Source organism: Mycobacterium sp. SMC-2 (genome assembly GCF_025263485.1).
Classification (GTDB): Bacteria; Actinomycetota; Actinomycetes; order Mycobacteriales; family Mycobacteriaceae; genus Mycobacterium.
Window position 1 is genome coordinate 5,623,683 of the sequence record NZ_CP079863.1, and the last position, 23,811, is coordinate 5,647,493.

Genomic DNA, 23,811 nt, shown 5'->3' on the forward strand with positions numbered 1-23,811 from the left:
TTCTCAGGACTCGATGAACCCAGAGGCGACATAGGCCTGACGGATCGGCTGCTTCAGGTCGTCGGGGAACGCAGTTTGCGGCGGCCGGGCGGGGTGGTCGCCGACGGGGAGTCCGAGCAACGAGGCGCCGAATTTGAACCCGGCTCCCCAGTGCGTGAACATTCCGGGGCGGGCGGGATGGGATTGATAGCGGCGGCTCGCCTCGCGCATGGCGGTCAAACCGGTCTCGGCCGCGAAGGTGTCGGCGCGCTCGAAATCGCCTTGCACCAGCAGCGCTCGCCACTCGCTGAACAGCAGCGCGCCCGGCTTTTCGTAGAGGTAGAGCGCCGAGCCCAGCGCTCCCGGGTGGGGTATCCCCAACCGGATCCCGGCCTCGTCGGCCGCTTCCCACAACACCATTTCCGGGGCCAGCTTGTGAATCGCGAGGCTGTGCTCCGCGTCGAGCAGCCCGTTCTTCAGTCCGCACAGTGCCGGGATCTCACGGTAGAGCTCGACGCATTCCTCGGGGGTGAGGACCAGCCCGGTCGAGTGGGAGTTGAAGAAGCCCAGCGGCATGTCGGTGCGGTCGGCGACGTAGCGCAGGTATTCCAGCACACCGGGCTTGCCGGAGCATTCGAAATAGGGCGTCAGGATGTAGCAGATGTCGGCGCCCAGCTCTTGGGCGTTCAGCGTGAGCTCGACGGCCTGCTTGGCGGTGTCGGTGCTCGACATCACCTGCACCAGCGCGTGGGGTTTGACCCGGCGGGCCTCCTCGATGGCGACGCGGACTACTTCTTTGAGTTCGTCGGTGGTCAGTGACCAGAATTCGGCGATGCCGCCGGTAAGCCAAATACCGTCCTGGTCCAGCTCGACCAGGCAGTGCCGTACCAACGCACGCAGTGCCGCGTAGTCGATTTCGTCGCCGTCGAGGCCGCAGAACGGGGTGTAGAGCGAACTGCAGTTGCCCCACAGGTGCTCCGACGCCCAGTCCTTCGCCTCTTTGCCGGTGACACCTGTGACCACAACCGACTCCTTCTGCACTATTGCCGGACGCGAGTTTCTCGGGCCAGGTGATGACTATCACGTACGCGTCATGGTAGAACGATATGTGCGTTGCGTGCAAGGAACAAGTGCGCAGCAAATACACCATGATCCGCGTATTTCGATACAGCCGCAGACGGCAAGCATGAGGAGCGTGATGTCGCAGAGCATGGAGGGCCGAGTCGCCGTGGTCGCCGGCGCGTCGATGGGCGTCGGGCGGGCCACCGCAATTCGCCTCGCGCGGGAAGGCGCGACGGTAGTGCTGCTGGCCCGCCGCAAATTGCTTCTCGATGAGGTCGTCGAGATCATCGGGCCCCGCGCCGTCCCCATCGTCACCGATGTCACCAGCAGCCACGATGTGCACGCGGCCTTCGATCAGATCGCAGCGCAGTTCGGCCGCATCGACGTCCTGATCAACTCCGCAGGAGCCAGCCGGATTCGGCTGATCGAAGAAGCCAGCGACGAAGACATCGCCGTCACGATCAACACCAACCTGGTGGCTCCCATCTACACCACGCGCTCGGCCATTCCGCTGCTGCGCGCGGCCGGCGGCGGCGACATCATGAACATCTCCTCGGAGATCACCCTCGACGACATGCCGATGATGACCCTTTACGCCGCCACCAAGCGTGGCCTCAACGGTTTCACCGGAGCCATGAGCAAAGAGCTGCGACGAGAGGGCATCCGGGTGACCCTGGTGGTTCTGGGTGCGGTCGGAGATACCGGGATCCACGAGAACTTCGGCCCGGGCGACCTCGAAAAGGCCTGGCCGCTGTGGGAAGCCGACGGCTACCTCACCCGGATGAGCGGCACCCACCTGCTCACCTCGGCCACCGTTGCCGACGTGCTCCACGACGTCATCACCCGGCCACGTGAAGTGATGATGGACGTGGTCCACGTCCGTCCGGCGAGCAGCTGACTCGCCCCGCCGAAACCGCGAAGGAGACAAAGTGATTCGACCGATGGACGGCGTCCGCGTGCTGGAGGTGGCGCAGTTCACCTTCGTCCCGGCCGCGGGTGCGGTCTTGGCCGACTGGGGCGCCGACGTCATCAAGGTCGAACACGCGGAGAAGGGTGACGCTCAGCGTGGCCTGAGCGCCCTAATGGGCATGCCGGTCGGCAGCGGGTCCTTCGCACCGTTGATGGAACACCCCAATCGGGGCAAACGCAGCCTTGGCCTGGCGCTGGAGCAGCCCGGGGCGTTGGGGGTCCTGCACGAACTGATTCGCACCAGCGACGTGTTTCTGACCAACTTCTTGCCCGCTGCACGCCGACGGCTGGGCATCGAACTCGACGACGTCCGCAAGATCAACCCGGACATCATCTACGTCCGCGGATCCGGCTTCGGCAACAGCGGCCCCGACAGCGAGAAAGGCGGATACGACAGCACCGCCTTCTGGGCTCGAGCCGGCAGCGCGGTGGGGACCACCCCGGTGGACTACGGCGGCCTGTGCAAGATGCCGGCGGGCGCCTACGGTGATTCGCTGGGTGGAATGACCATCGCCGGGGGTATCGCCGCCGCTCTGTTCGCCCGGCAGCGCACCGGTGAGACTTCTGTCATTGATGTATCCCTGCTCGGGGTCGGCGCGTGGGCCAACGCGCTCCCGGTGGGTTTCGCACTTTTAGAAGGTGGCCCGCCGGCGCCCCGCGCTCCCGGCAACTCGGCGCCGACGAACCCGCTGGTCGGCAATTACCGGACCGCCGACGACCGTTGGCTCGTCCTGGCCATGCTCCAACCCGGGCGCTATTGGCCCGAGTTCTGTCGGCACATCGACCGCGAGGACCTCATCACCGACCCGCGATTCTCCACCGCTGAGGCACTAATGGCCAATGCGATGGCGGCGGCCGAGATCGTGCAGGAGGTACTCGCCGCACGGCCGCTGGCCGAATGGGTCACCCGGTTCGCCGGCATGGAAGGCCAGTGGGCCATCGCGCAAGACCCGTGGGAGGTGGGCCAGGACCCGGCGTTGCGGGCCAATGGCCTGATCGCCGAAGTGCTCGACAGCGACGGCACTCCGCGGGAACTGGTCGCCAACCCGGTCCAGTTCGACGAGAAGCCGGTACAGCTCACGCGGGCACCGCAATTCGCTGAGCACACCGACGACATTCTGCGGGCTCTCGGCAAGTCCGACGACGAACTGATCGACCTCAAGATCAGTGGCGCGGTGACCTAGCAGGTGGCGCCACGGCTGTCAGGTTGCCACGCGGAGGATGGCCGCTGAGCAGAAAGCCCACAGGTCATCGACGCTGGTCGCGCGCCCACCGGACAGCACCGCGGAGTGCGACGTCGCCAACAGCAGTTCCTGAAGCAGCGCAGCCTGGGTGGCCAGCGGGACGTCGTCCCGCAGCAAGCCGGCATCAGCAACCCCTTCGAGCAACTCAACGATGAAGGAATGCAAGGGTTCCAAGGCGTAAGCGAGGTCGTTAGGGCGGGACTCGGCCAGTCGCAGGTGCAGGACACTGAGCCCGCGCGCCAGTCGGGCCGGCATCGCGGTGATTTCGGACAGTGCCTCCATCAAGGCCCGCACCCGCAGCACGGGATCCGCGATGCCCTCGCACCGCTCCCGGATCATCGGCATCGCCGTAGTCCGCAGAATCGTCTCGTACACCGCCAGCAGCAGGCTGTCTTTGCCATCGAAAAAGGTGTAGAAGGTCCGCTGTGACATGTTCGACTTGTCAACGACGTCCTGAATCGTGAAGTCGCTCTCGTCTCTCTCCCCGAGTAGCTCTATCGCCGCCGAGACGAAGCGATCACTGCGGGCCTGGGCACGCGCGCGGGCGTTGCGCAGCGAACGATCGACACTGTCCTTCTGCCAACTCGGTACGGGCGCCTCCGCCGGTTGATGATCTTTCGTCGCCTTCAGCTCACTTGACCGCGCCATGACGCTCCGCTCTCTCAAGGTCGACTTCGGCCAGGAAGTCACCGATAACTCCCCTGACCGTATCTGGGCACTTCTGGTGGGCCGAATGCGCCGCGCCCGCGACCTCGACAAATCGTGCCCGCGGATTGACTTGCGCGAACCGCCGACCCTGCTGCTGACGCGTGGGTTCGTCCCGCTCGCCTGCCATCAACAGAATCGGGCACGCGATGCCAGCCAACGCCTCATCGCTCAATTCGGGCCAAGACACGCTGTCCTCGTGTAGCGCCGTGACCAGGTCGCGCCAGTGCTCGGGGCCATGGGTGGCCTCATGCAGGCGTCTTAGCGCGAAGGGCCACGTACGGTGCAGATGCTCCAGCCGCGGAGCGCGGTAATCGCTGGGGCGTCCGGTCCCCGGAGAAATGAGAACCAAAGATTGGGCCGTTCCCGGGACCTCCAGCTCTAGCGTGAGCGCGATCTCCGCGCCGTAGGAGAAACCCACGATGTGCGGGCGACCCAGGCCGAGGTACTCGATGAGATAGCGCAGGTCGGAACGGACCGCGGTCCCCGTCGTGGCTGTCGGCCGGAATTCCGATCGGCCGTGGCCGCGCAGATCGGGCAGGATGCAGCGATAACCCGGACCCAGTGCGGCGGCCAGCTCAGCCCACTCGAATTCGCCGGTCGCGGTCGCGCCGTGGACGAACAGGATCGGCTGAGGTCCGTCGCCGATCTCCGCATACGCCAGCGTCAACCCATCGTGTTGATAGGTGAAGGCACGGGGCGTGCTCAGTGGCTCAGTCATGCACGCCCTCAACAACCTGGTTCTCGTGAAGTGGCAGACCCCAGGTTCGTTCAGAGACAGACGACGCCAATTGTCTCCCTCACGCCCTCCGCTGACGTCTACCGAATCCTTGCATGACGCCTATCATGTTCTACCAGTGCGAAACGCCAAGGTGCTGTCTGACGAGGTTAACATGCTAGAGCTGAGCCAGCCTGCCTATCGGATACGTGATAGTGATTGCAACTCAGCTCCAGGCAATGGATTTGAGTTCGGTGAACTCCTCGATTCCGTGGTGGCCCCATTCCCTGCCGATGCCGCTCTGCTTGAATCCGCCGAAGACACCAGTGATGCCCACCCCGCTGGGCTGGTTGGCCGACCAGCCAGGACCGGAACTGCCCAGAGCCTCGGCATTGACGGTGGGCGACCCCACCGTCTGCACCGAGACGTTTCCGGCCCGGATCTGACGGGCGACGTTGAATCCGCGCGCGGTATTACCTGCGATGACGCCGCCGCCGAGTCCGTAGATCGAATCGTTGGCGATGCGAATCGCTTCATGTTCGGTCTTGTAGGTGATCACGGTGAGGACCGGACCGAAGATTTCCTCCTGAGCAATACGCATGTCATTGCGGGCGTTGATGAACAGCGTCGGCTCGTAAAAGAACCCCTTGGCTAGGTGCTCGGGACGCTTGCCGCCAAAGACAAGCTCGGCTCCCTCATCGAGACCGCATTGCACGTATGCCTCCACTCGAGCCCGTTGCCGCTCTCGGATCAACGGGCCGATGAGCGTGTCGGGCTCCCGGGGGTCGCCGACCTTGAGAGACGCCGCCGACTTCTTGGCTGCCTCCACGTAGGCGTCGAGCAGGTGCTCGGGCAGCAGCATCCTGGTCTGGATGGCACAGCCCTGCCCGGCGTGGATCATCGAGGTGATGATGCCCATGTTGGCGACATGGTCTTCAGGGACGTCATCCAAGACGATCGATGCGCTTTTGCCGCCAAGCTCGAGTTGCAGGCGCTTGACCGTAGGGGCGGCGGCCGCCATGATGGCGCGCCCGGTCGCGGTCGAGCCGGTGAAAGTGACCATGTCGACCAGCGGGTGAGTGGTCATCTCCTCGCCGACCTCCGGGCCACCCGCGATGACGTTGAGCACGCCGGGCGGAAGGTCGGCGTCTTGAGCTGCTTTTGCGATTTCGAATGCGTCCAGCGGCGTCCACTGGTGCGGTTTGAGCACCACGGTGCAGCCGGCCGCCAAGGCCGGCAGAACCTTCACGATGTTGAGGAAGAACGGAAAGTTGAACGGTGTGATCGCGGCGACCACACCGACCGGCTCCCGCACCACAGCGTGTCCGGCCATTCCGGTCGGCCCGCCGGCCGGCGGAGACACTTCGGTCCAGCGCACCGCGAGTTCCATGGCCTCGGCAACCCACTCGGCGATGTCAATCGTGCCGCGTACCTGAATGATGTCGGCGAGGAAGCCGACCGACCCTGACTCGGCCACCACCAGCTTCTTGAGGAAATCGTGGCGCTCATCAAGGATGGCGGCGAATCGGCGTAGGACCCTTGCCCGATCTCGAGGCGACGTCCGTGGCCAGGGCCCGTCGTCGAACGCCCGACGAGCAGCCGCGATCGCCGCGTGGGTGGCCTTGAGGCCCGCATCGGGAACCGAGCCGATGACCTCCTCGGTGGCCGGGTCGATAACTTCGATGACCCCGACCGTGTCGTCGGCCGTCCAGGCGCCGTCGATGAACATGTCGTCGTAATCCCACCGCTCACTCACCGCGCATACCTCCACTCTCAAGAATTTGACGCCCGCTGCATCGCCCAGTCAGGCCTGCTGCCGCAGACGTGCCGATGTCAGGAGACGCTAGCAGCGTATCCCTATATGGAGAATATTATGTTCCTGCTTCTGCACCTGCTATATCTGTTTATGGGCAGTCATTATCTTCGCGGTCACCTTGGTTGGAGGGAACATGGAAGACGTACTGGGATATGCGGGGCGCCACGTGGTGGTTACCGGTGCCGCGTCCGGCATGGGCGCCGCGACGGCGACGATCTTGACCAAGCTGGGGGCGCGGGTCACTGCGCTCGACGTGCGGCCTACCGAGGCGTCGGTCGACCGGGCGCTCGAGGTGGACTTGCGTGACCGCGCATCCATCGAGCGGGCAGCCGAGTCCATCGACGGGCCGGTCCACGGCTATTTCGGCTGCGCAGGCCTACCTGGGCCCCCGTTCTCCGGTCTGGACGTAATGCTGGTCAACTTCGTGGGGGCTCGGCATCTGGTGAACCTGATCCTGCCCAAGATTCCAGCAGGCGGTGCGATCGCCGTGGTCGCATCCAATGCCGCCATGGGGTGGCAACTGGAGCTGGAGCAGCTGATGGAACTCGTGTCCACCGACGGATTCGACGAGGGCAAGCAGTGGTGCGAGGCCCACGAGGAGATGGGGGCGGTCGGCGCATACCCGTTTTCAAAGAAGGCGATCAACGCCTGGGTGGCGTCCGGGGCCGCCACGCTGATCACCGATGGCATCCGGCTCAACTGCATCAACCCCGGCCCCACGGACACCGCGATGCTGCCCCACTTCGTGGAATTCGCCGGGCAGAATGTCATCGACGCCTTCGTCGGCCCGATCCGGCGGCGCTCAACCGCCGAGGAACAGGCATGGCCGCTGATCTTCCTCAACAGCCCCCGATCGAGCTACATCAACGGCGAAGCATTGGTGACCGACGGTGGATTTTTCGGCGCCGTGCAGTCCGGCCAGCCACCGCTTCCGCTGGATCGTGACGTTCCGTGACCAGTGGACGAGGGGTTGCTGCCGTGCCGCACCGAGTCATCCAATGGGGTACCGGCAACACCGGGGCACACAGTTTGCGTTTCCTGCTCGAGGACCCGGCTTTCGACGTCGTCGGGGTGTGGGTGAAACGGGAGCAGAATATCGGGCGCACCGCCGGGGAGCTGGCTGGGTTGCCGTCGGATGGACCGATCGCCACCCATGATGTCGACGATCTCGTCGCGATGGCCGCCGACTGCGTCGTATACATGGCGGCAGAGCCCACCGGGTCCCCCAAGGAGCCCGGCACCGACGGCTGGGAAAGCGTCGATACGATGTGCCGACTCTTGGCCAGCGGCAAGAACGTCGTAGCCACCGGCATCTCCGGGCTGACCAACCCGCAGGCGTTCGGCGACGACGTTTACGATCGCCTGCGCCTCGCGGCTGAGTCGGGCGGGACCACGTTCTTCGGCACCGGCATCGAACCGGGCTTCATGTGCGATGCACTGGCACTCAGCCTGAGCAGCATCTCCCGCGACATCAGGTCGATCCGCGCGCAGGAGTGCCTCAGTTATGCGACGTATGACCAGCCCAACTACCACGTCGGGCACGGCGGGATCTGGGGCGCACCCTGCGACCCGAGCTTTGGCAACGCGTTCGCCGAACACATCCTGGCGGCAGGCATGGGTGGCCCGGTCCTCCTGCTTGCCGACGCCCTGGGCGTGGCACTCGACGATCTCACGGCCGTGGTCGACCTCGCCGCCGCCGACGAGGACTTCGAGGTTCCCATGGGACCGATAGGCAAGGGCACCGTGGCCGGATACCGCTTCGAGCTACTCGGCATCATCGGCGCGGAAGCCAGGATCGCCGTCGAACACATCACCCGAATCCATCCCGACGTGGCGCCGCACTGGCCGTCGATCGGTTCCGGGGGCTTCCGCGTAATCGTGGACGGCACACCATCATTCACTGCCGAAGTCATCTTCGACGAGGACGACCCGACCAAGGCGGGTTGCGTGGCAACAGCAGCGCGAGTCGTGAATTCGATCCCAACCGTGTGTGCCGCTCCGTTCGGCGTCTGCTCGTTTCTCGATCTACCCATGATCAGCGCCGCCGGCTCCTTCAGCTGACCCCGTCGACCCGCGATCGAACGGGACTGATGTCAGAGCAGGCCGCGTGCACCATGCGGCGGGAGGTCTAGGTAGGTCAGTACCCCGGCAGGCGCGGCGCAGACCGCGGGAATGGCGTTGGTGACCGGCGTGACGGCGACAATGTAGCCGGCATGGGTGCTGTCGCCGAAGTCCGAGGTGAGCGACATATCCACCTTGATGTTGGGCTCACCGTCGATCACTACCCGGTAGCAGTCGTCGAGGCCGTACTCGGGGAAGTCTTCCCGACGCAGTTTGGTGATGTGCTCGATCACGATGCGTGCCTCGCCGTTGACCATCCCCCTGATTTCGAAGGACATGCCCGACACAGTGCCCTTGGCGATGCGCCCCGAGGCGATCTCGAAGTCCTCGTCGGCGTGGATGACGTGGTGCGCCTCGTCGATGCCGTCGAGCGTCACGCCCATCGCGTCGGCCAACATGGCGACGGAGGGTCCCCAAATGCTGGCCGTCACACCGGGCAAGAGGATCATCGAGGACGACGTGTCGGCCTCGCCGAAACCGTACAAACCCAGCTGCGGGTTGTTCCACGGCCCGTAGTTGTAGATCTCGAACAGCCTGATCGAGCGAACCTGCTGGGCCACGGTGAGCGGCGCCAGCGCCAGCCCGAAACCGGCCCACCCCGGGTCTCCCCCGCTGGTGTAGAACGACGCGTTGCCCGCCAGGCATGCCTCCTGCAGGCGGTCAAAGACGTCCTTGCCTTTCGCCTTGGGATAGACCAGCGCCGGATCGGAAACATTGACGACGTTCTTGCCGGCCCGCAGCATCCCGACGCAGTCGTCGACCACGGCCCCTTCTCGCCCCATGCTGTCGGCGGCATAACAGATGCAGTCCGCGTCACCGGCAATAAGAAGGTCGGCATCCTGGGTGGCGAGCACGCCGATCGGCGGCACCCGGGATAGCTCCCCGACGTCGCGCCCGGCCTTCTCTGCCGAGGACACCCACGCGCCGATCAGCTCGAGGTCCGGATGTTTGAGGATGCTCTGTACCGCCAGGGTGCCCAGATTTCCCGTTCCCCATTGAACGACCTGGAAGGTCATGAAGCTGCTCCGATCTCGGTCAGCCCACGGGCGCCGTATATGGAAACATCCTTCTACACAAAGGAGGATATAGTCTGCTTTTGATGACAGTTGCAAATCCCGGTCAAGTAACCTCGGCTGCTCATCACCGACATGCTGACAACCATCGCCCCCAGCTCGGTCGGCGATCACAGAAAAGTGAGTCCAGTGGCGTATTCACGCGAGGAACTAACGGCTGCCCATGACCGCTTCATTGCACTCAGCGTTGCCGCCCAGGGCAGCGGGCAGTGGGACGACTACTGCGAACTATTCACCGAGGATGCCTTGTATGTAGAGCACTTCTTGGGGACCTACCACGGGCGCGACGAGATCAAGCAGTGGCTCATCCCGGCCATGACCGCGTGGCCGCAAATGAGATTCCCCGTGCTATGGCGCACTTTCAACGAGGAAGACGGGCTGGTGGTGTTCGCCGTCGGCAACGATATGCCCGACGTCGACGGGAATGGGCCCTACTCGGTGCCATCGTGGACTCTTCTTGAATACGCGGGAGACAACCAGTGGTCGCGTGTCGCTTGCCAGGGTGATGGGACCACCGTTTTGCCATGAGCATGGGACCGGTTGTTTCCGGTTGCTGGCCGTGGGGTGATGGTGACTGATGACCTGGCTGCTGGTCAATTCGGCTGGTCCGAATTGACCGGCTTTCGAGGACGGGGTTTCTGGCGTTGCCGGTAGGACTCGCCCTCGACGACGAGTTCGTAGGCCGCGGATTGGAGCCGGTCCATCGCCGACTGGGCCAGGAGTGGGTCGGCCATCATGGTGAGGATCTCCGGTGGTTCGCGGTTGCTGGTGATGACCGTTGATGCGGTGCGGTGGCGTTCCACGATGAGCTCGTAGAAGTCATTGGTCTCGGTGGCCTCAAGCCGGTGCAACGCGAGGTCATCGATGATGAGCAGCTCGACGCGGTGTAGTTTGCGCATCTCGTCTTCATAGCTGCCGTCTAGCCGTGCTCCGCGGAGGCGTTTGAACAGTTTGTCGGCGCGTTCGGTATGCACGCTGTGGTGACGTCGCACGGCGATGTGGCCTAATGCGTTGGCCAGGAACGTTTTTCCGACTCCGACCGGTCCCATGATGAGCACGTTGTAGGCGTCGGCCAGAAACCGCAGCGAGGTCAACTCTGCCCATAGTTGGCGGTCGTAGCTGACCGCGGCGGTGTCATCCCAGGCCTGCAGCTGCATCTGCGGATCCAATTGTGCTGTCTTGGCGCGGCGGGCGGCGGACTCGCGGTCGCGGCGGGTGACCTCATCGGCTAGCAGCATTTCCAGGAAGTCGTGGTGTGGCAGCCGATTCGATCGTGCCAGCGCGAGCCGTTCGGGCAGGGTGTCGAGCAGGCGGCCGAGCTTGAGGCGGCGCATCAGCGCTTTGAGGTCTGCAGACACCTCGATCGGCTTGACCGCGGGGGTGGCATCGGGGCGGCGGGTTGTGCTCATGAGGGCCTGCGCACCGCGAAGTCGGTGGCCGCGCGGACGAACCGCGACGCCTGCGGCGGGTTCGGGATCAGCGGCAGCTGTGCGCCGGCACCGCGGGTAAGCATGCGCTCGATCAGCCCGACGTCGATGACCTCGGCGTCCAGCGCGCGCTGGCAGGCGTCATCGACCGCGTCGGCGCCGTGGCGGCGCACCAGTCCCAGGAGTCGGTAGACCTGGCGCATCTTGGTCCACGGCAGCGGATGCTCCAGCACCGCCGCCGCGTAGGCGCCGACATGCTGCCCGTGTGCGGATGCCTTGCGCTGCAAGGTGTTGATATCTCGCATCGCATAGACCGACACCTCGGCCGGTAGATCAGCGGGGTCGGTATGGCGGCGTCCTGGCGCCATGACCGGATGGACCTTGATCAGCTCACCGCGCCAATACAGCTTCACCGTGCGCGCATCCACCCGGGCATCCAGCCGGCGCCCAATCAGCTCACCGGGAACGCTGTAGAGCGCCTTGGCGACCTGCACGTGCCGATCGGGAGCCACCTTGGGCCGGCTCCAGGTCGGGATGTCGAACACCTCGTCGGGTGCCGGTTTGAGGTGGGGTAGCTCGTCGGTGGCGAATACCTCGGCCGGGCGCAGCCGAGTGGTGCCGTGTATCCGCATCCCCGCCACCTGCCCACACCACTGCTCGGCTCGTGCCCGGCAGTCACTCAGATTCCGAAAGTCTTCTCCAGCAAAGAAATTCGACCGAACATATTGGACACAGCGCTCAACCCTAGGCTTGTCGCGCGGGCTGCGGATGCGGGTGGGGTCCACGACGAAGCCCCGCGCCTGAGCGTATTCGCGGAAGGCGTCATTAAGTTTCGGATCGGTCGCATCAGCCTTGTCGACGATGGCCTTCATGTTGTCGGGGATCGCCACCGCGAACACCCCGCCGAAGAATGCCCACGCGGCCTCAAACCCGGCGATCACCTCGTGAAGCGTCTGCCGGTAGGTCGGCCAGACGAACATGTGCCGCGAATACACCGCAGTGAAGATCAACCCCTGCACTACCCGCCGGCGGCCATCCGCGGCATCAGTGAGCATTCCGAGCCGACCGAAATCGACCTGCAGTTCAGCACCGGGCTCGCAATCGGCCACCGGCACCGTGGCCTGCCGAATCCCGAACCCCAATTCCGTTGTGGCATAGCGATGCAACGTTCGATACGACACCACCACGCCCCGACGCCCAAGCAGCGTGTGCACCTTCGTCAGAGTCAAGTCTTGCTTCAGCCACGCCTTGATCTGCTCGTGCTGGGCGGCGATGGTCTCCCAGGCCTGGCTCTTGCCGTTGGGCCGACTCGGCCGCACGCCGGCGATCACCGCCGCCAACAGCTCGTCGGTCAACTGACACCCGTCGCCGTCACGGTCCAGCCCGCACGCGCGGGCGCGGTCCACATACCGGCGCACCGTTTTGCGGTCCGTGCCCGATAACCGGGCCACCTCGCGCAACCCATGACCCTGCAGCCACAACCGCAGCATCTCCCTGACTTCGATCACCGACACCTCCCGGTAGCTCATTCGGCCAATACAGCGGCCGAGCAACCGGAAGCCCCCAACGCCACGCCGGGGTGGTCCCATAACTGGCAAAACAGCTAGCCAGATGGTCCCATCACTGGCAATCGGGTGGTCCCATGCTCATGGCAAAACCGGCGCCGAGCTGGTCCCTTATTCCTGGCAGCCGACACGCGCGAGGAGGACATCTACAACCCTGACGCCATGCTCAAGATGCTGAGTCGGTGGTGCGATGCCGCTGTCGGCGGACATGAAAAACTGCCCGCTGGCGGACATGAAAGTGCCCGTTCGCGGCCAATAAGTTCTGCCCACTGGCGGACATGAAAGTGCCCGTTGATGGCCATGAATCTGCCCAGACCTACCTGATGCCCTTCGGCGCGTCAGCGCCGTGGCGGCCTCTCCTGCGGTTTCGATGTCGATGCCTAGTCGAGATCGACAACCCCAGGAGAGACCTACTTGAAGTCTGATGGAGAACTCATGGAAATACTCAATGCCTACGACCTGACCGGGTCCTACCGCGCTGCGGCCGAGTTGTGCGGGTGCTCGCATCACACCGTGAAGAAAGCGGTCGAGGACCGCAACGCTGGCCTGCCGCCGGCCACGCGGCGGGCCCGGATGATCGATGATTGGCGCGACCTGCTCGAGGGCTGGGTCGCCGATTCGAAAGGCAAGATTCGCGGCGACAAAGCCCACGACAAGCTGGTGGCGTTGGGATACACCGGCACCGACCGCACCACTCGCCGGGCGCTGGCGGAGGTCAAAGCGCAGTGGCGGCTGGGCAATACACGCGTGCATCGGCCCTGGATCACCGAGCCCGGACTGTGGCTGCAGTACGACTTCGCCGACGGCCCTTTGGTGGCCGGCCGCAAAATCGTGCTGTTGGTGGCGTGGCTGGCGTGGAGCCGCTACCGAGTGGTCATCGCGTTGCGGGACCGCACCGCACCCAGTGTCTTCGCCGGCCTGGACCGCATCTTCCGCATCGTCGGCGGTGCCCCGACCTACCTGCTCACCGACAACGAGAAGACCGTCACCACCGGACACATCGCCGGAGTCCCGGTCCGTAACCGCGTCGCAGTCACCTTTGGCCGCTATTACGGCATCTCGGTGCTGACCTGTGAACCCGCCGACCCGGCTTGCAAAGGTGGCGTGGAGAACGCGGTCAAACTCGCCAAAGCCGACATTGTGCCCACCGAGACGAACCTGCTGGGTCACTACGACAGTTTCGCCGACGTGGAGGCCGCCTGCGCGGAGTTTGTCGCTGAGATCAACGCCCGGGTGCACCGCGCCACGGGCCGACGTCCGATCGAGATGCTCACCGCAGAACGCCCCGCCCTGCATGCGATACCCGACCTGCCCCACACCGCCGCGTTGGGAGTGACACGGCGGGTTCCCGACAACGCCCCGATGGTCACCTTCGAGCATTGCCAATACTCGCTACCGGCAACACTATTGGGGCAGACGGTGTGGATCAGGCATCACGACGGCACCGACGAAGTGGTGATCTGCGCCCTCGATGACGGCGGCCCCATCGAGGTGGCTCGGCACCCCGTGCCACCCCAGGCAGCCCGGCCATCGACGACGCCCATTTCCCCGGCCACCGCGACAAAGTGCCTGGGGACTACCGCGTCCGTGCCCGCACCGCCAGTGAACAGACCTTCCTGGCGTTGGGCCCCGGTGCGGCGGTGTGGCTCAAAGAAGCCGCCGCCGTCGGCACCGAACGCATCCTGCAGAAAATGGCCCACGCCGTCGAACTGTCCGCGCTGGCCGGCCGCGCCGATGTCGACTGGGCGCTCGGTCATGCCGCCGTGCACGGCCGGTTCGCCACCGGCGATCTGGACTCCATCCTGGCGGCCAAAGGTCTGGACCCGACTCGTCGTGGCGCCGGTGAGGACATCTCTCTGGCTCAAGGCACGGCCGGGTGGAACCTGTTCGGCCGCACCATCATCGACGTGACTGAGGCAGCAGACCAGCCATGAACACCACCACGACCGCCACGCAGTTGCCCGCCGAGGTCGAGACGTTGATGCGGGCCCTGCGGTTGCCGCACGCACGCGCGATCGCCGCCGACGTGCTGGCCACCGCCCGCGCTCAACGCTGGGACCCCACCGAGGTCATCAAAGCGCTGCTGACCGAGGAAGTCGCCGGCCGCGCCCGTTCTATGTTGGCCGCCCGCCGCAAAGCCGCCGGATTCCCGACTGGGAAAACCTTCGACGCCTGGGACCCGGGCGCCTCGTCGATCCCGCTGCCCACCCAACAAGCGCTACAGACCCTCGAATGGGTGGGGCGCCGCGAGAATCTGGTCGTCTGCGGGCCGGCCGGCACCGGCAAGACATTCTTCCTCGAAGCGTTGGGGCAGAAAGTCATCGAGGCCGGGATGCCGGTGGCGTGGTTCACCCTCGAGCAGATCGGGGTGCTCGTGCGCGCCCACCGTGCCGATGACTCTCTGGGAAAGGCGGTGGCCAAGATCGTGCGCGCCGAGCTCGTCGTCATCGATGACGTGGGGCTCTTGCCGGTCGGTGCCGATGCCGCCGAAGGGCTCTACCGCATCGTCGAAGCAGCCTACGAACGCAAGTCCGTGGCGATCTCCTCGAACCTGCACCCCAGTGGGTTCGACGAGCTGATGCCCAAGACGCTGGCCACCGCCACCGTCGACCGCCTGCTGCATCACGCACACCTATGCCAGACCAGCGGAGACTCCGTGCGCCTGGCCCAAGCCCTGCACGGGAAAGGAGTCAAACCCTTGAGCTGACAACGGCCTCACCGACCGGTGGCGGGCATCACCCTCATGGGCAGATTCGTGTCCGCCACCGGGCAGTTCTTATTGGCCACCAACCGGCAGTTCTCATGTCCGCCGACGGGCACTTTCAGCTGTCCATTGACATGCCGCGGGCGTCTCATTTCCCGCCCCCGAAATTCACACCTGAACCGAGCTGTCACTGCGTCCAGTGCACCTACCTGGTCCTCGAATGGCGCATCCTTAGCCCGTCCGCTGTGTAGCCAACGGATCAACTGACAAGGGTTGCTTGTGTGTCTGCACAAGTGTTTCTTGTGCTCGGTTCCTTGAGCGGTGTACTTAGTAGCCACCTGCTGAAGCGCGAGCCGGACTGTGTCCGACCCACAAGTGGCGTTAGGTTCCCGGTGCGCTGCCGCGAGGGCGGAGCCATCAACATCCGTTTCGTCAACACCGGCCGCGCGCGACGAGCTGGCTGGCGATCACGTTGCGCTGGATTTCGTTGGTGCCCTCGCCGACGATCATCAACGGGGCATCACGAAAGTAGCGCTCGACATCAAACTCCGTCGAATAGCCATAGCCGCCGTGGACGCGCACCGCGTTCAGCGCGATCTCCATCGCAACCTCGGACGCGAACAGCTTTGCCATGCCGGCCTCCATGTCGGCGCGTTCACCGCTGTCGTACCGCTCGGCGGCATACCGGGTTAGCTGGCGAGCGGCGGTGAGCTTGGTCGCCATGTCGGCCAGGTAGTTGCCGACAGCCTGGTGCCTCCAGATCGGTTGGCCGAAGCTCTCCCGTTGCTGTGCATAGGCGAGCGCGTCCTCGAGCGCCGCCGTTGCGACTCCGAGCGCGCGCGCCGCCACCTGAATGCGACCGGTCTCTAGGCCTTTCATCATCTGCGAAAAGCCCCGACCCGGCTCGCCACCCAAGACGGCCGACGCCGCCACGCGGCAGTGGTCGAACGTCAGTTCGCAGGCTTCAACGCCTTTATAGCCGAGTTTGGGCAGATCGCGTGACACGATCACGCCCGGGCCGTGCTCAATCAGGACGACGGAGATGCCCTTGTGCCGCGGCGTCGCGTTCGGGTCGGTCTTGCAGAGCAGCGCGATCAGCCCGGAGCGGCGGGCATTGCTGATCCAGGTCTTGGATCCGTTGACCACTAACTCATCACCGTCGCGAAGGGCGGTGGTTGTCATATTCTGCAGATCCGAGCCGCCCCCCGGCTCGGTCAGCGCCATCGTCGCGCGCATCTGGCCCGTCGCCATCACTGGCAGATACTTCTGCTTCTGCTCCTCTGTGCCGAACAGCGCCAGCAGTTTCGCGACGACGGTGTGGCCGCCCATCGCCCCGGCGAGGCTCATCCACCCGCGCGCAAGTTCCTGGGTGACTTCCACATAGCACGGCATCGACACTGGCGACCCGCCATACTCCTCCGGGATCGCCAGTCCGTAGATGCCGATGCGCTTCATCTGCTCGATCCAGGGCTCCGGATACTCGTTGGCGTGCTCCACCTCGCGCACCGTCGGCTTGACCTCACGGTCGATGAACGCCCGCACCGTCTCGACCAGCATGGACTCTTCATCGCTTAGTGCCGCGATCATCGATCCCCTTCCACCGCGGTATGTACCAGGAGCTGTACGGCCATACGGGCGCAGCCAAGGCCCGCACGAATGCCGGTGCCTACTTCGATTGAATGACAGCGGGGCGTTGCGCCGCCGCCGTATTGGCCAACGAAGCATACATGCTTAGCTCGTCAACATGATTTCGCCCTGATCGACCTGCTGAAGCCCTTGCCATCTAGAGGGGCTTAGCCACGTACCGTGCTGCGGCACCAACCCAATCCGTCGAACCATCACGGGGGTCGACCCCTGGTGCGACTGTGGACCCGAACAGCGGCGTCGACCTGGACTCGCGTGTGACACGCAGGATCCTACCGTGCAGGAATGCCCCGGCGCCGTCGGCAGCGCCACCCGCATCACGGGTATGACGTTGGGCGAGTTGCATTTTCGGGGTGCGCAAGGAACTGGTCGCTACATCGACGTGTACCCACCTCAACGATCTCCCAAGGAGTGTGGCCGACGCCCGGCCCTGATCCCGCTGCTATACGCCCGATGGCAGTCGACTGCCGCAATGCCGTGGACACTCTTCTAATCGCTTACTAGGTGGGCCATGTCTGGGATCACAAGCCAAAGAAGGGTTCATCGACAACTTCGGCAACGCTGCGATGTTCGATGTCAACGTCGACGGTCGGCACCCCGTTCCTTAGCCAATCGTCCGTTGGCTGCGCTGCCGTCGGTGGGCGCATCCGCTGGTCGACGTGGAGTTACTGCCCTCTGTGCAGGAGTCGAACGTCCCCAACCCGAGCCCGTTGTGACGTCTTTGAGCAGCGGCACCGTCCGGTAGGGCAACGGCGTGGTCAACGCCAACGTCGTTGTGGAGTGAACTACCCCTGGTATCAACAGGATCTGCTCAATGAGCTCCTGCAACTCGGCCTGTGTCTGCGTCGCGACGCGGACCAGGAAGTCTTCGCGACCAGTCGTGGCGTGGACCTCCAGCACGTGAGGCATTGCGGCAAGCGCCGCCACGATCGACGCGAGTCGACCCTGCTGTATTTCGAGGCCAATGAATGCCTGGGTCGATATCCCCGCCCGGGCCAGATCGAGTTCGGGTCGGTAACCGGTGAGTAACCCGCCCTCTTCCATCCGCTTCAGTCGCGACTGCACGGTGTTTCTTGAGATCCCTAGCTTCGATGCCAGCTCCACCACACCCACGCGCGCATCGCTAGTAAGCGTCTCGAGCAACTCGGCATCAAGTCGATCGATGCTGACCAATTCACTCACCCCAAAACATGACGCAGCCCACTGGCTGACCATTCCGAATAGTTGATATGAGATTAGTTGACCCGATTATCCATCAGAGCCACAGTTATGTATACGTCCGAATCACCTGCTGTGTGGTGACAACTGAACCGATGGGCGGTGAAACGCTATGACGACAACGCAGACCATCGAGTCGGTGGTCATCGACTCGACCCTCGCTGCCCGGTATCGCCCGCACTCCGGTCCGGTGCTACTCACCGGTGTCCAAGCCATCGCACGGCAGTTAGTCGAGCAACACGAACGCGATGCCCGCGCAGGTCGGCGGGTTGCCACCTTTGTCTCGGGTTACCAGGGCAGCCCACTAGCCGGGCTCGACCAACTGCTGGCGAGCCTGCCCGAACTGGCATCGGAACACGACGTGCGCCTGGTCCCTGGTGTGAATGAAGAGCTCGCCGCCACATCGGTGTGGGGAAGCCAGCTCGAACTGCCCGCCGGTACCCGCTCCTACGACGGCGTCGTCGGCGTCTGGTATGGCAAGGGCCCCGGTCTGGACCGTGCCAGCGATGCACTGCGCCACGCTGTCATGTACGGCGCGAACCCGGGCGGCGGAGCGCTAGCCCTGGTCGGCGACGACCCGGCGGCGAAATCGTCCAGCGTCCCCGTGGCGAGTGAACGCTCACTGGCGGCGCTGTCCATGCCCATCTTCTTTCCCCGCAATGCCGAAGAGATCGTTGCATTCGGCCTCTACGGCGTCGCGTTGTCCCGCGCATCGGGATGCTGGCCCGCGCTGAAGATCGTGGCCGACGTGGCCGACGGCGTCTGGACTCTGGACAGAGATTTCACCGACTTCGGCATCACGGTTCCGTCGATCGAGTGGGAAGGCCAGCCCTGGTCGTATCGGCAGCACATACCTGCCGCACCACCGGACAGTGTGCTGGCCGAGGCCGATCTATATGGGCCCCGATGGGCGATGGTCGAGGCCTTCAATGCCGCCAACGAGATCGACACCATCGAGGTGGATCCGGCTCATGCGTGGCTCGGGATCGTGGCCGTCGGCACCGCGTACGACTCGGTCCGAGAGGCCCTTTCCGCCCTGGACCTGACCGAAGACGACGTCGCGCGCAAGGGAATTCGGATCCTGCGTGTTGGCATGCCCTACCCGCTGGGCGCCGAGAAAGTGCGCCGTCTGGCCCGTGGCGTCGAGCAGGTGCTCGTCGTCGAGGACAAGACCGCGTTCGTCGAGCTCCAGGTCAAGGACATTCTGTATGGACGCAGCGACGCGCCGCAGGTTCTGGGTAAGCGCGGTCTCGACGGGCACACCCTGATTCCGCCGAACGGGCAATTGACCGCCGCCCGTTTGACCGGCCCGCTACGCACGGTTCTGAAGGGGCGAGTGGCCCTGGCCGCTCCGCCACCGCCCAGCCTCGAGCTGACCGTGCTGCCCACCAAGCGCACCGCGTACTTCTGCTCGGGCTGTCCGCACAACCGCTCCACCGCCGTCCCGGACGGCTCGTTGGCCGGCGGCGGTATTGGGTGTCACACCCTGGTGACGATGTCCTCGCGCACCGACTCTCAGGTCACCGGGCTCACCCAGATGGGCGGCGAGGGCGCGCAGTGGATCGGCCAGTCCCCCTTCACCGATGTCGAGCATATCTTCCAAAACGTCGGCGACGGAACGTATTTCCATTCCGGCCAGCTGGCAGTGCAGGCCTGCGTAGCCGCGGGAGTCAATATTACCTACAAGATCCTGTACAACTCCGCGGTCGCGATGACCGGCGCACAAGAGGTCGCGGGCGGACTGACGGTGCCTGAGCTGACACACAAGCTCATCGCCGACGGTGTCACCAAGGTGATCGTTTGCGCCGATGAGCCCAAGCGGCACAAGGGTGCATCGTTCGCCAAAGGCGTTCTGGTCTGGGACCGTGATCGCCTCGACGAGGCGCAGCGACTCCTGCGGGACACCAAGGGGGTCACCGCGCTGATCTACGACCAGCAGTGCGCGGCCGAAGCCCGTCGCAAACGCAAGCGCGGCAAGTTGCCCGAGCGCAGGACCCGCGTCGTGATCAACGAGGCGGTCTGCGAGGGCTGTGGCGACTGCGGCGTGAAAAGCAATTGCCTGTCGGTGCAACCGATCGAGACGGAGCTGGGGCGAAAAACGCAGATCGATCAGAGCACCTGCAACACGGACTACTCGTGCCTGGACGGAAACTGCCCGTCGTTCGTGACGGTGGAACTTCCGCGGTCACGCCCCGCAACGGCGCCGCCGCAGGCTCCATCGCCACCGACGGTCAGCGATCCGAAGCGAATCGACATCAACGGTGTCTACAACATCTTTCTGGCCGGCATCGGCGGGACCGGGATCGTGACCGTCAACCAAGTGCTTGCGATGGCCGCTCTGCACAACGGATTACACGTTGAAGGGCTCGACCAGACCGGCCTGAGCCAGAAGGCGGGTCCGGTGACATCGCACCTGCGGCTGAGCAACGAAACCGTTGAGTCGTCCAACCGCATCAGCCCGGCTACGGCCGACTGCGTTCTCGCGTTCGACCTTCTCACCGCCGTCGACGCAGCTAACGTCGGCTACGGCAGCCCGGACCGCACGATCGGGGTCGCTTCGACCAGTCAAACTCCGACTGGCGACATGGTTTACAACAGCGCTGTCGGCTATCCGGCCACCGACGCCCTGTTGTCTCGGCTCGATGTGCAAACCCGCTCGCTGATTTCGTTCGACGCGCTCGGCGCCGCCGAGCACCTGTTTGGCAGCACGACACCGGCCAACTTCCTGCTCGTCGGCGCCGCCTATCAGCTCGGCGCAATCCCTATCAGCGCCAGCGCGATCGAAGAGGCGATCGCCATCAACGGTGTCGCCGTGCAGGCCAATCAGAACGCGTTCCGGTGGGGACGTGTTGCGGTGGACAACCCCGAGGCCTTTCAGGGCGCCACCGCCCCGTCGGGACGGCCACCCCGACGCAACGTCACGACACCCAGCCGCCTGCTCGACTCGTGCACGGTGATGGGCACGACCCGCGACACACTGGCACGCCGCACCGCGGACCTTGTTGCCTACCAAGGCAATCGCACTGCTGCGCGGTTGGTCAACGTGGTACAGCAGGCGTGGAATCGGGAGCGCGGCATCACCGATCGCACCGATCTCTCCGAGGCGGTGGTCAGGTACTTCTTCAAGCTTCTCGCCTATAAGGACGAGTACGAGGTGGCGCGAATGCTGACCGACTCCGACTTCCGGCACTTCGTCCAAAGTCAGGTCCCAGGCGGGGGAAAGCTAACCTACAAGCTGCATCCGCCGCTGCTGAAGGCGCTCGGGCGCCGCAAGAAGATCAGCCTGGGGCCCCGCACACACTTCATGTTGCGGCTGTTAGCGAAGGGCAAGTTCCTCCGGGGCACGGTTCTCGACCCGTTCGGTCACACGCGGATGCGACGCCTGGAGCGTCGACTCGCCGCACATTACGAGACAACCATCCTCGAACTCTTGTCGTCGCTCACCGCCGAGAACTACGGCAGGGCCGTGGCCATTGCTCGCGCCCCCGAACTGATCCGCGGGTACGAAGAAGTGAAGATGCACAATCTGGAGCGCTATTTCACACGGCTGGGCGAACTCGGAATCGATACCCCGCCGTTGTTGCCGTGACGGGTGTCTCCGGAACCTGCGCAACACATACCCAGGCCACGTAGGAACTTGCCAACCCTCATACACATCCCCTGCTCTGCCCGGAAAAGATCCGCTTTAGCCGCGCGCGGCCGACGTCCAGGGAGCCGACCAGAGTCGTCATCCTGCGCCGACCTTGCCGATGGCTCGTTTCGAGTTGGGGCCGAAGCGCCCGGATATCAGGACGACGGCTGTTGCGGCCTGTTGGTGTCTACGCAGGTCGGCGGCGACTGGCCTGGAACAGTCACCGTTGTTTGTCTTTGCGGGTTTGCCGCTGATGCGGATGAATCCAGGTCGCAGGCGGCGGATACAACGGCTGCATGGCCGGTATCGGTTTGAACGGCCTCCACTGACCCCAGGGTTGGGCGAGGCGGTCAAGGATGACGGCCAACACGGCGGGGTTCGACGCCAAGCCGATATGGCTGCTGCGGACCTCGACGTTCTCGGCGCACGGGTTACCGGCGTTGGGGCCGGTCTCGTCGATGCTCAAGTGCCAGGGGGCGAAGCCGTCGTTGCGGCTGTACACCGCCGTCGCGGGCACCGTCAGTGGGGGACGTTCGTGCTCCTGCACCGTCAACAGGTCAAGCTCTGCGCAGTGCCGTGCAACGAATCGCTCCCAGTTTTGGCGCCCAAAGGGTATGTGCGCGAACTGGTCGTGGGCGAGCATCCGGAATGGGCTGCCCAGCGTGATCACCTGACGTATTCGTTCGGGCCGATCCCGGGCGAGCATGCGGGCGTAGATACCACCCAGACTCCAGCCGAGGACGGTGATGGGGGTGTCGTGCAGGGCGTACAAGTCGTCGACCCGGCCCCGCAGGCCCGCCAACTGCGTCTGGTCGAGTCCGAGGTTGCGGCCCTGGTTCCAGCCGTGAACCGAATACCCTTGCCCGCTAACACCCCACCGCAGGTGGGCTGTGGATCCGTCGCCGCCCATGCCGCCGGGCAACACGAGAACCGCGTGTGGCTCGCCCGCAGAGTGCAGCCTCGTCAGAATCGACCGCGTGAGGACATAAGCTGCCGCCTCCATCGGAGCCCTGAGCTCCAGCAGTTGCCGTCGCAGACGCATGTACCCGACGGCCGGCCGCCCGGGAACTGCCGGCTGGCGTGTTGTCATGAGGTCCCCTTCGGGTGTTTGCGGACTGACCGGACTGGTTGATGTGAGCGCGCCACATCGCGCAAGCTGTTGAATGCGTCGCGTATGCACTGCTTGTAGTGCCACGGATCGGGGAGCCCGTCGCGGTCGGCGGTGAAAAACAGTCTGAGTTCACCCTCGTAGCCGACGACGATGTTCATCAGGCGCATCCCATCGGATACCGGGCCGAATCCGCCCCTCCGATAACATTCTTGACAGATTGTGTCACGACCGGACGATCTGTGCAGCCCGCAAGGCATGAAAGGTGGTGCGGCTATGAGGGGTGGTCCGTCGATCAAACACCTCGACGACGTTCCGGCCGAGGAGATGCTGCGGTACGAATTCGACGACGGTCGCACGGCGTCGATCTGGGAGAAGTGGATCGAGATGTCGCCGCGATATTTCGCGTTCTGGAACAAGTGGGATCCGGGAGCCATCTCACCCCGACATGGCCACACCGGCGATCACAGCAACTTCATCCTGTCGGGTGAGCTTCGCTGCGGTGACGTGGTCTGCGGGCCAGGCACTCACATCATGCTCGAGTGGGGCGATGTATTCGGCCCATGGGAGGCCGGCCCGGAAGGCTGTGAGTTATACGGATTCATCGCTGGTGAGGGGTCGCCGTTCAACGGGGACACCATGGCCTACGAAGCTCTGCTGAAGGAACGCGGCGCCCGCATAGTGCCGACGCCAATGCCAAAGCGCCTCCCACCGTGGATCGTTGCCAAGCTCGGCGGCAGCTTCACATCCTCGGTGACAAGCTGGGATTCCGAGGTTTGACAACGGATCTGGGTCTGCCTCCAGGTGTGGGCCGACGTATGACCGGG

General features: G+C 64.6%; 18 protein-coding genes and 3 pseudogenes. 10 read left to right on the forward strand and 11 right to left on the reverse strand.

The genetic code is table 11. From position 1 onward, the window contains the following. Positions 1-3: 3 nt before the first annotated feature. Positions 4-1,002 carry a dihydrodipicolinate synthase family protein gene (locus tag KXD96_RS26415; RefSeq protein ID WP_225601226.1) on the reverse strand — a complete coding sequence of 333 codons (999 nt, stop codon included), beginning with the start codon at positions 1,000-1,002 and terminating at the stop codon, positions 4-6. 175 nt (positions 1,003-1,177) lie between these two features. Here KXD96_RS26415 and KXD96_RS26420 point away from each other — a divergent pair, with 175 nt between their 5' ends. Then, entirely contained in the window at positions 1,178-1,939 is a 762-nt protein-coding gene (locus KXD96_RS26420; protein WP_244275311.1) for an SDR family oxidoreductase, read from the forward strand. A gap of 43 nt (positions 1,940-1,982) precedes the next feature. Beyond that, positions 1,983-3,194 (forward strand): CaiB/BaiF CoA-transferase family protein, encoded by a 1,212-nt coding sequence (locus KXD96_RS26425; protein ID WP_225601237.1) that lies wholly within the window; start codon positions 1,983-1,985, stop codon positions 3,192-3,194. An 18-nt stretch (positions 3,195-3,212) separates the two neighbouring features. On the opposite strand, the gene KXD96_RS26430 is transcribed toward KXD96_RS26425, so the two are convergent. From KXD96_RS26430 to KXD96_RS26440, 3 genes are all read right to left on the reverse strand, one after another. Then, on the reverse strand, positions 3,213-3,902 hold the full coding sequence (locus tag KXD96_RS26430) for a TetR/AcrR family transcriptional regulator (protein ID WP_225601228.1): 690 nt from the start codon (positions 3,900-3,902) through the stop codon (positions 3,213-3,215). Beyond that, positions 3,886-4,680 carry an alpha/beta fold hydrolase gene (locus KXD96_RS26435; RefSeq protein WP_225601229.1) on the reverse strand — a complete coding sequence of 265 codons (795 nt, stop codon included), beginning with the start codon at positions 4,678-4,680 and terminating at the stop codon, positions 3,886-3,888. Before KXD96_RS26435 ends, KXD96_RS26430 begins: the two co-directional genes overlap by 17 nt. 223 nt (positions 4,681-4,903) lie before the next feature. After that, positions 4,904-6,433, reverse strand: coding sequence for an aldehyde dehydrogenase family protein (locus KXD96_RS26440; RefSeq protein WP_225601230.1), 1,530 nt, complete (start codon positions 6,431-6,433; stop codon positions 4,904-4,906). Between the two features lie 193 nt (positions 6,434-6,626). Between KXD96_RS26440 and KXD96_RS26445 the strand changes: the two genes are divergently transcribed. Both KXD96_RS26445 and KXD96_RS26450 read left to right on the forward strand, forming a co-directional pair. Further along, positions 6,627-7,448, forward strand: a complete 822-nt coding sequence (locus KXD96_RS26445) for an SDR family oxidoreductase (RefSeq protein WP_225601231.1) — start codon at positions 6,627-6,629, stop codon at positions 7,446-7,448. Between the two features lie 23 nt (positions 7,449-7,471). Next, complete coding sequence (locus tag KXD96_RS26450; protein WP_225601232.1) at positions 7,472-8,554, forward strand: dihydrodipicolinate reductase; 1,083 nt, start codon at positions 7,472-7,474, stop codon at positions 8,552-8,554. A gap of 32 nt (positions 8,555-8,586) precedes the next feature. On the opposite strand, the gene KXD96_RS26455 is transcribed toward KXD96_RS26450, so the two are convergent. Continuing rightward, positions 8,587-9,630: a diacylglycerol kinase gene (locus KXD96_RS26455; RefSeq protein ID WP_225601233.1), complete on the reverse strand. Its 1,044-nt coding sequence runs from the start codon at positions 9,628-9,630 to the stop codon at positions 8,587-8,589. A 132-nt stretch (positions 9,631-9,762) separates the two neighbouring features. Between KXD96_RS26455 and KXD96_RS26460 the strand changes: the two genes are divergently transcribed. Continuing rightward, a complete protein-coding gene (locus KXD96_RS26460; protein WP_225601234.1) occupies positions 9,763-10,215 on the forward strand; it encodes a nuclear transport factor 2 family protein in 453 nt (150 codons plus the stop codon). 65 nt (positions 10,216-10,280) lie between these two features. On the opposite strand, the gene istB is transcribed toward KXD96_RS26460, so the two are convergent. Continuing rightward, on the reverse strand, positions 10,281-11,096 hold the full coding sequence (gene istB / locus KXD96_RS26465; RefSeq protein ID WP_260737101.1) for an IS21-like element helper ATPase IstB: 816 nt from the start codon (positions 11,094-11,096) through the stop codon (positions 10,281-10,283). Next, positions 11,093-12,643 (reverse strand): IS21 family transposase, encoded by a 1,551-nt coding sequence (gene istA, locus KXD96_RS26470; protein WP_260737107.1) that lies wholly within the window; start codon positions 12,641-12,643, stop codon positions 11,093-11,095. The genes istB and istA (KXD96_RS26470) overlap by 4 nt, the downstream gene beginning before the upstream one ends. A 450-nt stretch (positions 12,644-13,093) precedes the next feature. Between istA (KXD96_RS26470) and istA (KXD96_RS26475) the strand changes: the two are divergent. Continuing rightward, positions 13,094-14,613: pseudogene (gene istA / locus KXD96_RS26475) on the forward strand (IS21 family transposase). Next, complete coding sequence (locus KXD96_RS26480) at positions 14,610-15,386, forward strand: ATP-binding protein (protein ID WP_225601280.1); 777 nt, start codon at positions 14,610-14,612, stop codon at positions 15,384-15,386. Before istA (KXD96_RS26475) ends, KXD96_RS26480 begins: the two are co-directional and overlap by 4 nt. Positions 15,387-15,815: 429 nt before the next feature. Here KXD96_RS26480 and KXD96_RS26485 read toward each other — a convergent pair whose 3' ends face one another. Further along, positions 15,816-16,970, reverse strand: coding sequence for an acyl-CoA dehydrogenase family protein (locus KXD96_RS26485; protein ID WP_225601281.1), 1,155 nt, complete (start codon positions 16,968-16,970; stop codon positions 15,816-15,818). A 263-nt stretch (positions 16,971-17,233) separates the two neighbouring features. Here KXD96_RS26485 and KXD96_RS28840 point away from each other — a divergent pair. Further along, positions 17,234-17,461, forward strand: a pseudogene (locus KXD96_RS28840) (DUF2889 domain-containing protein); the annotation flags it as partial. A 238-nt stretch (positions 17,462-17,699) separates the two neighbouring features. Here the strand turns inward: KXD96_RS28840 and KXD96_RS26490 are convergent. Beyond that, positions 17,700-18,200, reverse strand: a pseudogene (locus KXD96_RS26490) (Lrp/AsnC family transcriptional regulator); the annotation flags it as partial. A gap of 157 nt (positions 18,201-18,357) precedes the next feature. Between KXD96_RS26490 and KXD96_RS26495 the strand changes: the two are divergent. Further along, on the forward strand, positions 18,358-21,834 hold the full coding sequence (locus KXD96_RS26495; RefSeq protein ID WP_225601282.1) for an indolepyruvate ferredoxin oxidoreductase family protein: 3,477 nt from the start codon (positions 18,358-18,360) through the stop codon (positions 21,832-21,834). Positions 21,835-22,096: 262 nt separating this feature from the next. Here KXD96_RS26495 and KXD96_RS26500 read toward each other — a convergent pair whose 3' ends face one another. Together KXD96_RS26500 and KXD96_RS26505 are read right to left on the reverse strand one after the other, a co-directional pair. Continuing rightward, on the reverse strand, positions 22,097-22,966 hold the full coding sequence (locus tag KXD96_RS26500; protein WP_260741855.1) for an alpha/beta hydrolase: 870 nt from the start codon (positions 22,964-22,966) through the stop codon (positions 22,097-22,099). Beyond that, on the reverse strand, positions 22,963-23,145 hold the full coding sequence (locus KXD96_RS26505) for a WSD1 family O-acyltransferase (protein WP_260741857.1): 183 nt from the start codon (positions 23,143-23,145) through the stop codon (positions 22,963-22,965). The genes KXD96_RS26500 and KXD96_RS26505 overlap by 4 nt, the downstream gene beginning before the upstream one ends. Before the next feature lie 115 nt (positions 23,146-23,260). On the opposite strand from KXD96_RS26505, the gene KXD96_RS26510 reads away from it, so the two are divergent. After that, positions 23,261-23,764: a hypothetical protein gene (locus KXD96_RS26510; protein ID WP_225601285.1), complete on the forward strand. Its 504-nt coding sequence runs from the start codon at positions 23,261-23,263 to the stop codon at positions 23,762-23,764. Positions 23,765-23,811: the final 47 nt, after the last annotated feature.

Excerpts from the sequence above, each read along its gene's own strand:
- KXD96_RS26425 (WP_225601237.1), top strand. The coding sequence starts at position 1,983 with ATGGACGGCGTCCGCGTGCTGGAGGTGGCGCAGTTCACCTTCGTCCCG.
- KXD96_RS26460 (WP_225601234.1), top strand. The coding sequence starts at position 9,763 with ATGCTGACAACCATCGCCCCCAGCTCGGTCGGCGATCACAGAAAAGTG.
- istB (WP_260737101.1), bottom strand. The coding sequence starts at position 11,096 with ATGAGCACAACCCGCCGCCCCGATGCCACCCCCGCGGTCAAGCCGATC.
- KXD96_RS26485 (WP_225601281.1), bottom strand. The coding sequence starts at position 16,970 with ATGATCGCGGCACTAAGCGATGAAGAGTCCATGCTGGTCGAGACGGTG.
- KXD96_RS26495 (WP_225601282.1), top strand. The coding sequence starts at position 18,358 with ATGACGACAACGCAGACCATCGAGTCGGTGGTCATCGACTCGACCCTC.
- KXD96_RS26510 (WP_225601285.1), top strand. The coding sequence starts at position 23,261 with ATGAGGGGTGGTCCGTCGATCAAACACCTCGACGACGTTCCGGCCGAG.
- KXD96_RS26500 (WP_260741855.1), bottom strand. The coding sequence starts at position 22,966 with ATGACAACACGCCAGCCGGCAGTTCCCGGGCGGCCGGCCGTCGGGTAC.
- KXD96_RS26435 (WP_225601229.1), bottom strand. The coding sequence starts at position 4,680 with ATGACTGAGCCACTGAGCACGCCCCGTGCCTTCACCTATCAACACGAT.
- KXD96_RS26480 (WP_225601280.1), top strand. The coding sequence starts at position 14,610 with ATGAACACCACCACGACCGCCACGCAGTTGCCCGCCGAGGTCGAGACG.
- istA (WP_260737107.1), bottom strand. The coding sequence starts at position 12,643 with ATGAGCTACCGGGAGGTGTCGGTGATCGAAGTCAGGGAGATGCTGCGG.
- KXD96_RS26505 (WP_260741857.1), bottom strand. The coding sequence starts at position 23,145 with ATGAACATCGTCGTCGGCTACGAGGGTGAACTCAGACTGTTTTTCACC.
- KXD96_RS26445 (WP_225601231.1), top strand. The coding sequence starts at position 6,627 with ATGGAAGACGTACTGGGATATGCGGGGCGCCACGTGGTGGTTACCGGT.
- KXD96_RS26430 (WP_225601228.1), bottom strand. The coding sequence starts at position 3,902 with ATGGCGCGGTCAAGTGAGCTGAAGGCGACGAAAGATCATCAACCGGCG.
- KXD96_RS26455 (WP_225601233.1), bottom strand. The coding sequence starts at position 9,630 with ATGACCTTCCAGGTCGTTCAATGGGGAACGGGAAATCTGGGCACCCTG.
- KXD96_RS26420 (WP_244275311.1), top strand. The coding sequence starts at position 1,178 with ATGTCGCAGAGCATGGAGGGCCGAGTCGCCGTGGTCGCCGGCGCGTCG.